Source organism: Salmonella sp. NW645, assembly GCF_051703725.1.
Taxonomy (GTDB): Bacteria; Pseudomonadota; Gammaproteobacteria; order Enterobacterales; family Enterobacteriaceae; genus Salmonella; species Salmonella enterica.
Window position 1 is genome coordinate 345,892 of record NZ_JAMMKR010000003.1, and the last position, 14,653, is coordinate 360,544.

Below are 14,653 nucleotides of genomic sequence, written 5' to 3' on the forward strand. Positions count from 1 at the left end.
TTTCTGTTATGAATAAGCGCGATTAAGGTAAAAGAAAAACGTGTCAGCTAACGTTTCATGAAACGAATCGTTCCGTTTCATTGCAACATTTATGAAACACGTTTAAAACAAAAAATCGCCCCTTAAAGATGAACCTACTGCGATGACGACTGCCCACAGCGCTCCGCGCGATAATAGCGATAAACCGGTGATCTGGACGGTCTCCGTAACGCGTCTGTTCGAACTGTTTCGGGATATCAGCCTGGAATTCGATCATCTGGCGACCATCACGCCTATTCAACTCGGCTTTGAAAAGGCGGTGACCTACATTCGCAAAAAACTGGCGACCGAGCGCTGCGACGCGATTATCGCGGCGGGTTCGAATGGAGCCTATTTAAAAAGTCGCCTGTCAATACCGGTGATCCTCATCAAGCCCAGCGGATTCGATGTATTACAGGCACTGGCGAAAGCGGGAAAGCTCACCTCGTCTATCGGTATCGTGACCTATCAGGAGACCATTCCGGCTTTACTTGCCTTTCAGAAAACGTTTCACCTCTGTCTTGAACAGCGAAGCTATGTCACCGAAGAGGACGCGCGCGGGCAAATTAACGAACTTAAGGCCAACGGTATTGAGGCTGTCGTCGGCGCGGGATTAATTACCGATCTGGCGGAAGAAGCGGGAATGACCGCCATCTTTATTTATTCTGCGGCGACCGTTCGTCAGGCTTTCCATGATGCGCTGGATATGACCCGTCTGACACGGAGACAGCGCGTGGATTACCCACCCGGCAAGGGATTACAAACCCGGTATGAACTGGGCGATATACGCGGCCAGTCGCCGCAAATGGAGCAGCTCCGCCAGACGATTACACTCTATGCCCGCTCCCGTGCGGCAGTGCTGATTCAGGGGGAAACAGGGACCGGAAAAGAGCTGGCGGCGCAAGCGATTCACCAGACGTTTTTTCACCGCCAGCCTCACCGTCAGAATAAGCCATCCCCTCCCTTTGTCGCCGTCAATTGCGGCGCGATTACCGAGTCGTTGCTGGAAGCGGAACTGTTTGGTTATGAAGAGGGTGCGTTTACCGGTTCACGACGAGGAGGCCGGGCGGGGCTGTTTGAAATCGCACACGGCGGCACGCTGTTTCTGGATGAAATCGGCGAAATGCCCTTGCCGTTACAAACCCGACTTTTGCGCGTACTGGAGGAAAAAGCCGTCACTCGCGTCGGCGGACACCAGCCGATCCCGGTGGATGTCCGGGTGATCAGCGCTACGCATTGCGATCTGGATCGGGAGATAATGCAAGGACGTTTTCGCCCCGATCTCTTTTATCGCCTGAGTATTCTGCGTCTGACGCTTCCTCCTTTGCGCGAGCGGCAGGCTGATATTTTGCCGCTGGCGGAAAACTTTTTAAAACAGTCGCTGGCGGCGATGGAAATTCCGTTTACCGAATCGATACGTCATGGATTGACACAGTGTCAGCCGCTTTTGCTGGCCTGGCGCTGGCCCGGTAATATTCGCGAACTGCGTAATATGATGGAGCGCCTGGCACTTTTTTTAAGCGTCGATCCCGCGCCAACGCTGGACAGGCAATTTATGCGGCAGTTATTACCTGAGCTTATGGTGAACACAGCAGAGCTGACGCCTTCAACCGTGGATGCGCACACGTTACAGGATGTACTGGCGCGCTTTAAGGGCGATAAGACCGCGGCGGCGCGTTATCTGGGGATTAGCCGCACCACTCTGTGGCGTCGTTTAAAAGCAGGTGCCAAAGACCAGTCGGGTAATTAAGACAAATGACAGCGTCCTGAATGCCTGATGGCGCTACGTTTACTGCAGGCCGTCATCCGGCAAAACGGATGCCGGTTGCCAGGAATAAAAATACCCGCCGGAAACCCAGGCGGGTATTTTTATGATGCAACGCTTTTATTTCTTTTTATAAATATCAGCCGTACCATGAATTTTATTTTCTGTCTGCCCGGACGTCAGCACCACCACATCCGCCCCTTTTTCATCCGCCTTTTTGATTAAATCTTCTCTGGCGTCCAGCGGCGACATTTCCCCGGTGGTGGAAATCGTGCCAATTTTCGTGTATTCGGAGGCGACTTTATCAAAGTCCGTTTTTTTCATGATTTCTGCGGCATAAACGTTTGTCACGACAAACGCTAATGCGCCAAGCATAACCTTGTAGCCAGTTTTCATAGCAAAACCCTCGTTTTATTATTACGCCATCATCGCTTTATCAGAACAAAAAGGCCGTTCGGACTGATTAAATAAGTAGTGTAGATTGCTGGAAAAATCCAGTCAGCCCCCGCTCTGTCGGCGTAACAACGCGGATTAAAACGCCCCTGCTTTGTGATCTCTCTCGCAATCATCTGGTTTGACTATTAATAAGATGAAGGTTATTTCTTGAGGCTAAGAGAAGAGTTGCCTATGGAGCCGTTTCATGCCGTTGTGCTTACCGTCAGTCTGTTTGTGTTAACCTTTTTTAATCCCGGCGCGAATTTGTTTGTGGTGGTGCAAACCAGCCTCGCATCAGGACGCCGGGCGGGAGTCATCACCGGCCTGGGCGTCGCCACGGGAGACGCCTTTTATTCCGGGCTGGGGCTTTTCGGTCTGGCGACGCTCATTACGCAATGCGAAGCGGTATTTTCTCTTATCAAAATTGTCGGCGGCGCCTATTTATTATGGTTCGCCTGGAACAGTATTCGCGACCAGGCGACGCCGCAAATGAGCACGCTCCAGACGCCGATTGCCGCCCCGTGGACAATTTTCTTTCGCCGGGGATTAATGACCGATTTATCCAATCCGCAAACCGTACTGTTTTTTATTAGTATTTTTTCCGTAACGCTTAGCGCAGAAACGCCCACATGGGCAAGGTTAATGGCCTGGGCCGGAATTGTGCTGTCATCCGTTATCTGGCGTATTTTTCTCAGCCAGGCCTTTTCGCTCCCCGCAGTCCGCCGCGCTTATGGGCGAATACAGCGCATTGCCAGCCGTGTTATCGGCGCCATTATCGGGATGTTTGCGCTCAGACTTCTCTATGAAGGCGTGACGCACCGCTAATGTTTGCCCGGTAGCCTTTGCTACCGGACGATAAGCGTTATCAAAACGCCCATGACACGCTGCCTACAATGCTACGCTCGGCACCAAAATAACAATAAGAGAGCGAATTACAGGCAGCGACATAGCGTTTGTCTGTCAGGTTATTTACGTTGAGCTGGGCGCTCAAGCCATTTAACCCAATGCTGGATAAATCATACCCAACCACCATATCGACCAGTGTATAGGACGGCAACGTGTGGGTATTCAGGCGATCGCTGGTCACGCCGTTGACGTACCGAATGCCGGAGCCCAAAGTCAGCCCCTCTAACAGACCGCTTTTCACATCGTAGCTTAGCCAGGCGCTGGCCTGGTTCCGTGGAGCATAAACCGCGCGCTTACCCTGTTCTTGCGGGCTACTTTTCTTATAACGGATATCAGTATAGGTATACGCCGCCTGCAAACGGACGTTATCCGACAAATGGCTAATGGCCTCCAGTTCAACCCCTTTAGACTCAATTTCACCAATCGAGCGGTACGGATCGGTAGGTTCTTCTTTGGTCGCGATATTGGTCTGGTTAATACGATACACGGCGGCGCTAAACTGGCTATTCCCCCCCAGCGGTTCGTATTTTACCCCCGCCTCCCACTGCTTGCCTTTCATCGGTTCCAGCACATTGCCGTTTTCGTCGGCGAAGCTGGTCGGCGTAAACGCGGTGGAATAACTGAGATAGGGGGCGACGCCATTGTCGAACAGATAAAGCAACGCGGCACGGGTGCTGACGTTGTTTTTATCGAGATCGCTGCGTGAATCATGAAGTTTGTCGATGTTAGACACGCTGACCCGATCGTAACGACCGCCCAACGTAAAGCGCCAGCGATCCCATGACATCTGATCCTGTAAATAGTATCCGGTCTGCCGCAGCTTATGTTTTTCACGGCTATACAACGTAATGTAATCCGGCTGAGCGCCATAAACAGGGTTGAAAGCGTCAATCGGCGGAAACGCGCCATAATAGCCAGTAGTATGATTACTGCGATCCTGATAATCGATCCCCACCAGCAGACGATGATTAATCGCCCCGGTATCCACGCTACCGTCGAGCTGATTATCCAGCGCGATAGCCGACATTTTCTCCCCGGAGCCGGAATAGCCGCGATTCAGCGCCGTTTCATTCAACCAACCTGCGGCATAGACCTGATTCAACGTCACTTTGGTATGCAAATAGCGCAATTTTTGCCGTACCGACCAGCCGCTATCGAACAGATGCTCAATGTTATAACCCACCATATTTTCACGGCGATCGTATTTGTCGTAGTCATCTTCACCTTCAAAGAAAGTGTTAGAAATTTTTCCGCCGTTATAAGGTACAACCGTGCCTTGATAAGGCAGTCCGGAGTGGCTACCGCCTTGCGGATCACGGTGCAGATAGGCCATAAGATCAAGACGCGTCCGATCGGTAATTCGCCAGGTCAGGCTCGGCATCAGCGCATAGCGTTCCTCTTTCAAGGGGGTAAACTGCGAATCGGCGTAACGTGTCATACCGCTAAGACGCGCCGCCACACGTTCATTGTCATCCAGTGGGCCGGTCACATCAAAAGCCGCCCCGCGCTGGTTGTGATTGCCGGCAAACAGCTTCACCTCTCCCCCGGCATCAAACGCCGGTTTTCGCGACGTCAGCGCGACAATGCCGCCTGGCGATGAACGTCCATACAGAACGGACGCCGGGCCGCGTACCACCTCAATATCTTCCAGAAACCAGGGGTCAACCACCAACGAACTGTGTGAATTGGTGTCGCCCATCATTTTTAACCCGTCGAGATAGACGTTATCCAGACTACCGTCCGAAAAACCACGCAATACGATGTAATCAAAGCGGTTAGAGGCGCCTATCTGATTACTGTATACGCCTGGGGTGTAGCTGACCGCCTGACGCACGCTGGTTGCGCCCTGCTCTTCAAACTGCTGGCGGGTAATAATGGATACCGACTGCGGCGTTTCAATATCTGGCGTCGCCAGCTTGGTCGCGCCACTCTGAACGGGCGAGGTGACAATGACGGTATCATTTTTTGTGGTTTCCTGGGCAAAAAGAGGAAAAGTCGCGCCGCCGATAGCTCCGCCTATCAATAGCGCCATACGCGTTGTCGCAAACATGAACATCTCCAAAGGCATCTTTATTGTAAATAAGAATTATTACCTTTTAGAGATGACGGACCACTATGCGTAACGCCAGATTGCCTATGCGCAATGATAAAAAATCACCCAAAGCGGCAGAAAACCGGGTTAGCGGCGGATATTACCGCTCTGGCGGAGCGCGTTACGCACAGTGTCGGGACGCCGTCAGAGACGCGTCACGCAGCTCGCCGGGCGAGCAGCCATAACGCCGACGAAATGCCGTCGCAAAGTTTGTGGCATGTTGATAGCCTGACATCCAGGCGGCCTGCTGCACGCTGTATCCCTCCATCAGATAACGACGCGCGCGCGCCAGGCGGCAATCGCGCAGATAATCAAACACGGTACACCCATAGGCATGGCGAAACTTGCACCGCAGGCTACTTGGACTCATTGCCGCCCGACGCGCCAGTTCGTTCAGCGTGTAGGCTTTTTCCGGCGTCTGCTCCAGTAAACGCCGAATGAGCTCCAGCCGCTGATATTCACCGGTGACGGGAAGTCCGCGTTTTTGCGTTGCGGGCTGACATAGATTTAGCGCATAGCCCAGCAATTGCAGCATGATGCCTTCCAGCATTAACTGACGTGACGCCGTATGAGGTCCGGGCTGCTGCGCATAACGTAGCCCTGAAAGCAGAAACTCCGGCACCTGCCAGACCCTCGCCGAGGCCGCGCTATTTTCCCACTCGTCTGCCAGCGAGACAGGCAAACGCTCCCGCCATCCGCCGTCCGGGTACATTCCCAGCGATAAGGTGCGCAATTTACTGTCTGCGCCGTGATGGGCGCGTATCGTCTGCTGCTCACTCAGTTGCGAGCAAAACGCCATCCCCGCGCTCAACAAAAAGGTCTGCTCATTGACAGCCAGCGCAACGTTACCTTCCAGCACCACCAGCATATACAGCGGACTGCTATGGCGAGAGGTGGTTTCATAAGGTTGTAACACGTGAACATCCGAGCGTGTAATGCAAATCCCGCCGGGAAGCGCTATCTCTTCGATATCGCCATGAAGTACGGGACTACTCTGCGTATACTGCGGTAACGCAGGGAAGCGGTAATCAATGCCATAACGCTCGCCAAACGCGATGAAGTCGCTGACGGAAAAGATCTTTTTCATCGCCGGGGCGGCGGAAGAGTGACAGGAGATCGGAGACATTATCAATACCGTTTATCTGCGTTATACCAGAGCGTTAGCCACTGTGTAACCATATCACTGCGGCCCGGGAACGACAATAAAGATGAGAATAATTATCAACCGCTATTGAGGGGAGAGATAAGGCGAGCAAAGGTGATCGATAAACGCCGATCTGTCGATAAAAACGCGCTTTCGCCAGAGACGAAAGCGCGTCCGGGGGGTATCAGTCAGGAGCGAAATCCTGCGGAGGTCATGAGCAGTCTGAACAACATTCCGACGCCCGCCAGCAGAAGCACGCTGGCGCACCATATCGCGACCATCCATACGACTCGCCGCGACCATTTTTTCACTTTAACCATCAGTGATATCCCTCTCCATGTCGCACTTTTCCACGGAAGACGTAGTAGCTCCAGAAGGTATAAGCCAGAATAATCGGGATGATTATCAGCGCCCCAACCAGCATGAAGCTTTGACTTTGCGGCGGCGCGGCGGCGGCATACAGCGAAATATCCGGTGGAATAATATTCGGCCAAATACTGATGCCTAACCCGCTGAACCCCAGAAAAATCAGCCCTAGCGTGAGAATAAATGGACGCGCATGGGATTCTGGTTTTTTCACGCTGCGCCATAGCCAGACGCTAAAAGCCAACACCAGCACAGGCACCGGCAGGAAGTAGTATAAATTGGGCAGCGTGAACCAGCGCTCGGCGATGTCGTCGTGGGTGAGCGGCGTCCACACGCTGACGCCTCCCATCACCAACAACAAGACGATCAACAACGGGCGCGACAGCGCGCACATCCGGCTATGCAGTGGATCTTCGCTTTTCATAATCAGCCAGGTAGCGCCCAGCAGCGCATAGGTGACGACCAGACCGACGCCGCAGAACAGGTTAAACGGTGTCAGCCAGTCAAGCTGCGAACCGCTAAAGGTTCGCCCTTCCACCTGAAAACCGCTCACCACCGCCCCCACCACAACCCCCTGGGCAAAGGTCGCCAGGATTGACCCGACGATAAAGGATTTATCCCAGAACGCGCGATGCGACTCGGTGGCTTTAAAACGGAATTCAAAAGCGACGCCGCGAAAGATAAGACCAAGCAGCATAACCACCAGCGGGATAGTCAGCGCGTCGGTGATGACGGCATAAGCCAACGGGAACGCGCCAAAAAGCCCGGCGCCGCCCAGCACCAGCCAGGTTTCGTTCCCGTCCCATACCGGCGCGACCGAGTTCACCATAACATCGCGATCGTGTTTATCGCGAATAAACGGAAACAGGATACCGACGCCCAGATCGAACCCATCCATTACGATATACATCAGCGTGGCGAACACGATAATAGCAAACCAGATAACCGGAAGATCGATGGTCATTCGCGTTTCTCCTGCTCAAGCGATTCTCCCACGGCAGAGATAGGACGCGCTGGTCTGCCATCGGTTTCAGCGGTCGGTGTCTCCGCCGGCTGCGGCCCTTTCTGGATAAGGCGAATCATATAAATATAGCCAACCCCAAAGACCAGGGAATAGACCACAAAGAAGGCCAGCAAACTGATGCTCATCTGCAAGGTGCTGTGCGCGGAAACCGCATCACGCGTTCGCAGCAGGCCATAGACCACCCACGGCTGACGTCCTACTTCAGTCGTCACCCATCCGGCAAGGATGGCGATAAGCCCGGACGGCCCCATCCACAGCGCAAAGTGCATAAAGGGCCGCGAATGATACAGTCGGCGTCGGTAGCGTAGCCACAGGCTGGCCAGCCCCAGGAAGATCATCAGTACGCCCATGCCCACCATCAGACGGAAAGACCAGAACACCACGGTAGAGTTGGGGCGATCCTCTTTGGGATAATCTTTTAGCGCAGGCACCTGTTTGTCCAGGCTATGCGTCAGGATCAGACTGCCCAACGCCGGGATCTCAAGCGCATATCGGGTCCGTTCCGCCTCCATATCCGGCCAGCCTACCAGCGTAAGCGGCGTTGGCTCGCCGGGCGTATTTTCCCAGTGCCCCTCAATCGCGGCAATTTTGACCGGCTGATGCTTCAGAGTATTAAGGCCATGCATATCGCCAATCAATGCCTGAACGGGCGCCACCACGACCGCCATCCATAACGCCATCGAGAACATACGGCGGATAGCCGGCGTATCGTTACCTTTCAGTAAATGCCAGGCAGCGGACGCGCCGACAAACATCGCGCTACTTAAAAACGCCGCAACGGACATATGCAACAGGCGATACGGGAACGACGGGTTGAAAATCACCGCGACCCAGTCCACCGGGACCACCTGACCGTTGTGAATTTCAAATCCCTGCGGGGTATGCATCCAGCTGTTAGACGCCAGAATCCAGAACGTCGACATTAACGTGCCCAACGCCACCATACAGGTAGACAAGAAATGCAGGCCCGGCCCGACTTTGTTCCAGCCAAAAAGCATCACGCCTAAGAATCCCGCTTCCAGGAAGAATGCGGTGAGCACTTCATAGGTTAATAAAGGCCCGGTGATACTGCCGGCGAACTGGGAGAAACCGCTCCAGTTCGTTCCGAACTGGTAAGCCATGACCAGACCGGAGACCACGCCCATCCCGAAGTTGACGGCAAAAATTTTGAGCCAGAACTGATAGAGCGAGCGCCAGACAGGATTACGCGTTTTTAGCCATAGACCTTCCAGTACCACCAGGTAACTGGCTAAGCCAATCGTAATCGCGGGGAAAATAATATGAAAAGAGACGGTAAAGGCAAACTGGAGTCTCGCTAAAAAGAATGCATCAAACTCCATGTTCCCTCCCGTTTATATATAGTCACTTCGTGTAAAATATTCACTGTTCGCAACCAGGTTGAAACGAAACGGTTATTTTCCCCAAACGTAAAAACGTCGGGGAATATCCAGATAAATTACGATTTTTTTTGCGGCTGGCTGTCAGGCTTATCGCCCGACTCTGGCGCTTCGGAGGGGTCGTCTTTTTCGACAGCGAAACGGTAGTATCTATTTAGCATAACATGTCTCCCTTAGTTACATTCAATCGGCAATATCTACCCGGCCGTTATAAAAATAACGGCAAAACAAAAAAACAGCGTCCTCAAGACTATTTGCAATTTCAGCAAAATACGCTTAGCTGAAAGTTAAGAATAGACGTAAAACGATAACCTTCAAGTCAACGCGGTTTACGGGACGGGGGATTAGCACAGGGAGAATGACCGCAACGCTCGCTGCGCGGCGGCCATTTTATATGGTCTATCAAAAAGATAACCGTTAAGGTCCATTCAAACCCGTTAGTTTACCTTCCCCTCAATCAAGCCATTGATCGTAGAAAATACCGCTGGCGCGCTGGTCGCTTCCGCAAACTCGACATTGATATTTTGCCGACGCAGCATATCGAAGAATTTACGTTGCGCATCAAGAATAACCTGATCGCCTACGCGCATATTTTCTGCTTTAGTTTCAACCAGTAAATAAACACTGTCGGCGTCCTGACGCTCAATACGGTACACAAAATCCGGCGTAGTAGAGCCCCCCGTATATTTGGGGATCTGAATGGCCCGCTTAGGCAGTTTGCCAAACACAGAAACCTGTTGCGGATAATCGTATTTTAATAGCGGCAATTCTGGATCGACGCTGTCATAACGCAACGGCGGTATTTGATAGAGAGAACGGGGATCGTCTATCGCATTCTCATCCACATTTTTCCCCACAATTTCAGCGCTAATCTCCTCTCTGAACTGCCGTGCCGTGGAATCAAATACCGACGTTGAAGCCTGAAAATCGAGAGGCAGATAATCGTGGCGCTGCGCAAAATGCGCATTAATCCGCGCCTGTAATGCGCGGGTCATATTGTCCAGCGAGATCTCGCTTAAATAACGTGAATCTCCGTGCAAAACATCACGCAGCATCGCCATTAACACCGGGTGCAGGACGTTAACCGGCAGACTGGTACGTAACGCCAGTTGCTTAAGAAAATGGCCATATTTCATGCCCGCCATAAATTCGCTGGCGGCTAATTCGCCTTCCCGCTGCGCCACTTCAAAACGGCCATTATCTTCATTCGATACCAGCCGTTGTTGCACCTGGCTTGGCTTCTGGCGTATATACAGCGCCGGATCGCGCAGCACCTCGGCGGCAATCTGTTCCAGAGAAGCGCCGCTACGCTCGAATTGCAGCATATAACGACGGGAAAACTGCTCCCAGATACTGCTAAGTTGTTCCCAATTCTCTTTGCGTAACCTGACTCGCAGTCGGGAGGCGGGCTTATTGTCACGAATGCGATCCGCTCGCACCCGCGCCTGCGTCAGCTCAGGATAGAACTCCAGTAGCCACGCAAAACCACTTTTAGTTTCCCCGTTAAGCGTTACGCTGGGTTTAAACTCATTACTCCGGTTGATCAGTTTTTTATCATCCAGATCTTCCAGCAAACGAAGCTCCGTAAACGCAGGATCGACTTTTTGTCGCTCGGTGACGATGAGTGTGATCATCGCCTCATCCAGTTTCTGCTCGTTAAGCTGAACTTTGCTGTCGCGATTAATCTCATCAACCAGCATACTGGCAAACGTTTTTTCATCATAACCAATCAGAAACGACAGCCGGGACGGCCACTCTTCCTGATGAACGCGATGACCGTTTTCATCTACCGGTAGCCGCAGACCGCGCCCCACTTCCTGAATTTTGCTCGACTCGCTACCGGAAGAACGTAATTTAGCAATGACAAAAACATTCGGGTTATCCCAGCCTTCGCGAAGCGTCCATTTTGAAAACAGAAAGCGGCGCGTTTCCCAGTTGCCGTGATGGTCTGAAAAACTGAGCAACTTCTCTTTATTTTTCAGAATATCATCTACCTCAGCCTGGATCGCCTCATCGCCGCTTCCGCGGTCTTCGCCAAAGTAACCAGCGTGGACGTTTTGGTTATCCGAGTGCAGGCTGGCGAGCGTGGCCTGCAGAAACGACAGATACTCCACTTCTCGCGGCAGGGTCTTGCGCTGATAATCGTCAATCAGTTGCGTCAGTTTCTTTTTCAGCAAACGCTCAAAAGTGACTTTCAACCAGCCTTCGTCATCACGATAACTTTTAATACTGTCAATAAAGAAAAGGCTTAAGGTCTTAATACGCGGGGCATTATTTTCTGGCTCATTGCTGCGTAAGAAATTTGCCTGCTCGGTGTCAAAATGCTTATCAATGGCGTCCTGAATAATCAGTTCCTGGTAGCTTGCGCCAAAGGTTCCTGGCACCAGCGCCATCCCTGCCTCCAGCTCCAGATCGTTCGACAACATTTTACTGCCGGCATATTCAATACTGCCCTCAAATCCTGCATCGACATCGGCGAGATTTTCGCCCACGCCAACCTCGGCAATTTTGCTCCCCCGTCGGAGGATTAATTTCTTTGCCGTGACGCTGTCAACGATATAACGATTGTTGGCCTGTTCTTCGGGGAGATTTGGGTAATAAATATCAATACCTTTCACCAAACCATCGTTAAAACTGTCCACCGCGTTGAGATCAAACTGCGGTTGCCGGCGATAGTAATCTTTACGTACACATTTATTTTTACCCTTACCTTCGACAATATCCGGGAAGGTAGCGCCAAAGCGGACGATCATTTGCGGCTGAATGGCCTGAATCGCTCGATAAAATTTGTTATCTCGCGCAAAACGATGCGGTTCATCAATAATGACCACCGGTCGCGTCATTTGCAGCCCTTTAACAGGCGACGTCAGTCCGCCCAGGAGCGTTTGATCGTAATCGTCTCGCGTCATACTGGCGGAATTGAGCATTTGCGCATTGATCAGCAAAACCTGAATCGTATGGCTATCACGACGGCTGGCATCGGTAAAACTTAATAGCTGAGCCGGAAAATTTTTACGCCCCGACTTTACTTTAAAATCACCGGCGTTAATGGTGCAAAGTTCCATCCGCGTATTTTCGTAGAACTGTGAAAAATGCTGTCTGGCGTAATCGCTGGTGATAAAGTTCCGCGCGCCTTCTTTAATGGCTGGCGTCGGCACCACCAGCACAAATTTGAAGAGGCCGTAGTTCTGATGCAGTTCATACATCAACCGGGTATAGACATAGGTTTTGCCCGTCCCGGTCTCCATTTTAACGTCAATATTGGCCTTATCGTCGTAACGTTCCTTAATCAGCGGATTAGCATAGTGATTATGATCGGCCTGCGCGTGATCGATACCGGTGAAACTCGCCAGAATCGCCGCTAACGCCTGTTCCTGATGGGGAAGTTCTTCCAGTAAAATATTCATCATCATCCCCTCTTAATAACGCTTCACCAGGTTCACTTTTTGATCAAGCTGTTTTAAGCCGATTTCCAGTTCACGAATGGATTCAAGGTCGAAAGAGTAGCCGTAAATGACAATGGTCTGAACCGGAAGCTGGTGCGTACCAATGTGGTTGAGAAGATCGCGGGTCTGCTCGGTTCCCCATCGTTCATCAATCAGATACAGGCGCGTATTATCAACATACCTGGCGCAATAGCCGGAAAAATCAATGGTCTGTACGTCAATATCCATTTTATAACCATCGGCGACCAGCCATGTCGTTAATAAGGTCTCTTCGCCGCTTGCGCCGCCCGGCACGCCCAATCCTCTGGCGGAAAAAGGATTGATCATGTCGGTAAATCCTGACTCGGTGAAAGCGGCCAGTTGACCGCTGGTATTGATAAAATGGCCGGTAGCAATATCGAAGCTATCCAGATCGTCCAGCGTCTGCTGTGTCGGAGTGGCAAAACGATAATGTTTAAAACCGAGGTCGCTATTGGCCGCGGGATTGTTGGCGCGGATCTTCGCCGCAACGCGTGTAATTCGCTCGCGACTGATTTCATCAATAGTGTTATAACCTGCTTTTTTCGCGATAGTGTTATTGCTTAATGCCTGATCGATAGTACACAGAATAAACGTGCGCTGCCCCCCATCTTCTTCATTCAGCGCCATTACCGCATGGGCCGTAGTGCCGGAACCGGCAAAAAAGTCCAGAACGACGCCGTCTTTATCGATGGCGAGCTTGATAATTTTCTTCAATAATGCGGTCGGTTTCGGCGTATCAAAAACGTTGTCGCCGAAGAGATCCAGAATCTCCTTTTTCCCCTCTTTATTCGACGCGACGTTATCCCAGTAATTGGTCGTTGGCTGCCCTTTACTGTGGTGCGCGTACATGACTCGCTGGGGAATACCGCCGTTATCTTTGCCAAAATAGACCAGATTATCGGCCACCAGTTTTTGGTAACTGGCTTCAGGATAAGCCCATAGTCTTTCGTGTACCGTACCGTTCGGCGTGGTAATTTTATAGGTATAGCCGCCGCCGCTCAGCCCTTTTGACACCGTTAACGGCACCGGACGCCATTTCCCTTCTGGAAACTGTTCGGTCGGTTCTTTATAGGATTTCTGAATATACTCTTTAGAAAGCGGTTCTAAACGTAAAGCGCCCTGACCGGTTTTGGCGTAAACAAGAATGTATTCCCCCTGGATGGAAACGTTATCAGAGTCGTTAGAAATCTCTTTTTTGCGCTTCCACATCACATTGGTGACAAATCCGCCTTCGCCAAAAATCTCATCCATCATTAATTTAAGATTGGCGTACTCATTATCGTCGATAGAGATAAAAATAAATCCGGTATCTTTCAGGAGCTTCCTGGCCAGGAAAAGACGCGGATACATGAAAGATAACCACGCGGAGTGCGTCGATTTACCCTGAATGGATTTTAAACGTGCCAGTTCAGTATCATTAAGACCAAACATATCCTGCAACGCCCGATCGCTATATTCAAAATGATCGGGATAGACAAACCCGTCCGATCCGGTGTTATAAGGGGGATCGATATAGATCATATCGACGGTATCGGCGTAATTATTTTGCAGATGGCGTAACACATCCAGATTATCTCCGGTCAGAAAAAGATTATGGCTGTTTTTATTTTCTGCCAGAGTATTGTGTTCCACGTCAGGAACGATAACGGTAACGGATTTTTCACCCGCCTGTTTTTTTGCGTAATCTTTGCCAATAAAATCAATCTGATAACCGCTAGTCAGCTCATCAATATTACGCGCTTTCAACGCGCGCTCAAATTTGGCGAGATCAAATCCGCCTTTCGCGATCAGTTCGCCCTGCTCGTTATAGCGATCGGCGGTAAAAAATTCCGGTAATGCACGTTGTAACTCAGACAGAAAGGCGCTATTCGGGGCAACAGACTCGTTGTGTTTTTGGTTATCTTTCAACATGATATCTTCGCTCCGTTGACAATTTTAAGGTCCAACAATCAATTTCTTATAAAGAAAAAAGTAAGCGATGATTGTAATGGTCACGAAAGGCAGATGCCATCATTAACCTTTGTTGTTCGTTGAAAGGG

Annotated in this window: 11 protein-coding genes and 1 pseudogene; 2 read left to right on the forward strand and 10 right to left on the reverse strand. The window is 51.2% G+C overall.

What is annotated here, in order from left to right:
* Positions 1-142 precede the first annotated feature (142 nt).
* Entirely contained in the window at positions 143-1,768 is a 1,626-nt protein-coding gene (gene prpR / locus NA389_RS08850; RefSeq protein ID WP_000205267.1) for a propionate catabolism operon regulatory protein PrpR, read from the forward strand.
* A 135-nt stretch (positions 1,769-1,903) separates the two neighbouring features.
* On the opposite strand, the gene yahO is transcribed toward prpR, so the two are convergent.
* Positions 1,904-2,179, reverse strand: coding sequence for a DUF1471 family periplasmic protein YahO (gene yahO, locus NA389_RS08855; protein ID WP_000848026.1), 276 nt, complete (start codon positions 2,177-2,179; stop codon positions 1,904-1,906).
* A gap of 231 nt (positions 2,180-2,410) precedes the next feature.
* Here yahO and NA389_RS08860 point away from each other — a divergent pair, with 231 nt between their 5' ends.
* Positions 2,411-3,043 carry a LysE family transporter gene (locus NA389_RS08860; protein ID WP_000433126.1) on the forward strand — a complete coding sequence of 211 codons (633 nt, stop codon included), beginning with the start codon at positions 2,411-2,413 and terminating at the stop codon, positions 3,041-3,043.
* 40 nt (positions 3,044-3,083) lie between these two features.
* Here the strand turns inward: NA389_RS08860 and foxA are convergent, their stop codons facing one another.
* The 9 genes and pseudogenes from foxA to NA389_RS08905 form a co-directional block, all read right to left on the reverse strand.
* Positions 3,084-5,192, reverse strand: a complete 2,109-nt coding sequence (foxA, locus tag NA389_RS08865; protein ID WP_001127721.1) for a ferrioxamine B receptor FoxA — start codon at positions 5,190-5,192, stop codon at positions 3,084-3,086.
* 145 nt (positions 5,193-5,337) lie between these two features.
* The gene (gene foxR, locus NA389_RS08870; RefSeq protein ID WP_000074602.1) at positions 5,338-6,342 is read right to left on the reverse strand and encodes a ferrioxamine uptake transcriptional regulator FoxR; all 1,005 of its coding nucleotides are present in this window, start codon (positions 6,340-6,342) and stop codon (positions 5,338-5,340) included.
* Between the two features lie 95 nt (positions 6,343-6,437).
* Positions 6,438-6,630 (reverse strand): annotated as a pseudogene (locus NA389_RS08875) (hypothetical protein).
* Positions 6,549-6,734 carry a DUF2474 domain-containing protein gene (locus NA389_RS08880; RefSeq protein ID WP_305954967.1) on the reverse strand — a complete coding sequence of 62 codons (186 nt, stop codon included), beginning with the start codon at positions 6,732-6,734 and terminating at the stop codon, positions 6,549-6,551. The pseudogene NA389_RS08875 and the gene NA389_RS08880 overlap by 82 nt, the downstream one beginning before the upstream one ends.
* Complete coding sequence (gene cydB / locus NA389_RS08885) at positions 6,680-7,690, reverse strand: cytochrome d ubiquinol oxidase subunit II (RefSeq protein WP_000151047.1); 1,011 nt, start codon at positions 7,688-7,690, stop codon at positions 6,680-6,682. Before cydB ends, NA389_RS08880 begins: the two co-directional genes overlap by 55 nt.
* Positions 7,687-9,090: a cytochrome ubiquinol oxidase subunit I gene (locus NA389_RS08890; protein WP_000393715.1), complete on the reverse strand. Its 1,404-nt coding sequence runs from the start codon at positions 9,088-9,090 to the stop codon at positions 7,687-7,689. The genes cydB and NA389_RS08890 overlap by 4 nt, the downstream gene beginning before the upstream one ends.
* Before the next feature lie 116 nt (positions 9,091-9,206).
* On the reverse strand, positions 9,207-9,308 hold the full coding sequence (ssaA, locus tag NA389_RS08895; protein ID WP_000934834.1) for a small effector SsaA: 102 nt from the start codon (positions 9,306-9,308) through the stop codon (positions 9,207-9,209).
* Positions 9,309-9,584: 276 nt separating this feature from the next.
* Complete coding sequence (locus NA389_RS08900) at positions 9,585-12,557, reverse strand: type III restriction-modification system endonuclease (protein WP_077905978.1); 2,973 nt, start codon at positions 12,555-12,557, stop codon at positions 9,585-9,587.
* Between the two features lie 9 nt (positions 12,558-12,566).
* Entirely contained in the window at positions 12,567-14,525 is a 1,959-nt protein-coding gene (locus NA389_RS08905; protein ID WP_000910359.1) for a site-specific DNA-methyltransferase, read from the reverse strand.
* Positions 14,526-14,653: the final 128 nt, after the last annotated feature.

What these genes read in the sequence shown, in the direction of transcription:
- prpR (WP_000205267.1), top strand. Translation starts at nt 143, where the DNA reads ATGACGACTGCCCACAGCGCTCCGCGCGATAATAGCGATAAACCGGTG.
- yahO (WP_000848026.1), bottom strand. Translation starts at nt 2,179, where the DNA reads ATGAAAACTGGCTACAAGGTTATGCTTGGCGCATTAGCGTTTGTCGTG.
- NA389_RS08860 (WP_000433126.1), top strand. Translation starts at nt 2,411, where the DNA reads ATGGAGCCGTTTCATGCCGTTGTGCTTACCGTCAGTCTGTTTGTGTTA.
- foxA (WP_001127721.1), bottom strand. Translation starts at nt 5,192, where the DNA reads ATGCCTTTGGAGATGTTCATGTTTGCGACAACGCGTATGGCGCTATTG.
- foxR (WP_000074602.1), bottom strand. Translation starts at nt 6,342, where the DNA reads ATGTCTCCGATCTCCTGTCACTCTTCCGCCGCCCCGGCGATGAAAAAG.
- cydB (WP_000151047.1), bottom strand. Translation starts at nt 7,690, where the DNA reads ATGACCATCGATCTTCCGGTTATCTGGTTTGCTATTATCGTGTTCGCC.
- NA389_RS08890 (WP_000393715.1), bottom strand. Translation starts at nt 9,090, where the DNA reads ATGGAGTTTGATGCATTCTTTTTAGCGAGACTCCAGTTTGCCTTTACC.
- ssaA (WP_000934834.1), bottom strand. Translation starts at nt 9,308, where the DNA reads ATGCTAAATAGATACTACCGTTTCGCTGTCGAAAAAGACGACCCCTCC.
- NA389_RS08900 (WP_077905978.1), bottom strand. Translation starts at nt 12,557, where the DNA reads ATGATGAATATTTTACTGGAAGAACTTCCCCATCAGGAACAGGCGTTA.
- NA389_RS08905 (WP_000910359.1), bottom strand. Translation starts at nt 14,525, where the DNA reads ATGTTGAAAGATAACCAAAAACACAACGAGTCTGTTGCCCCGAATAGC.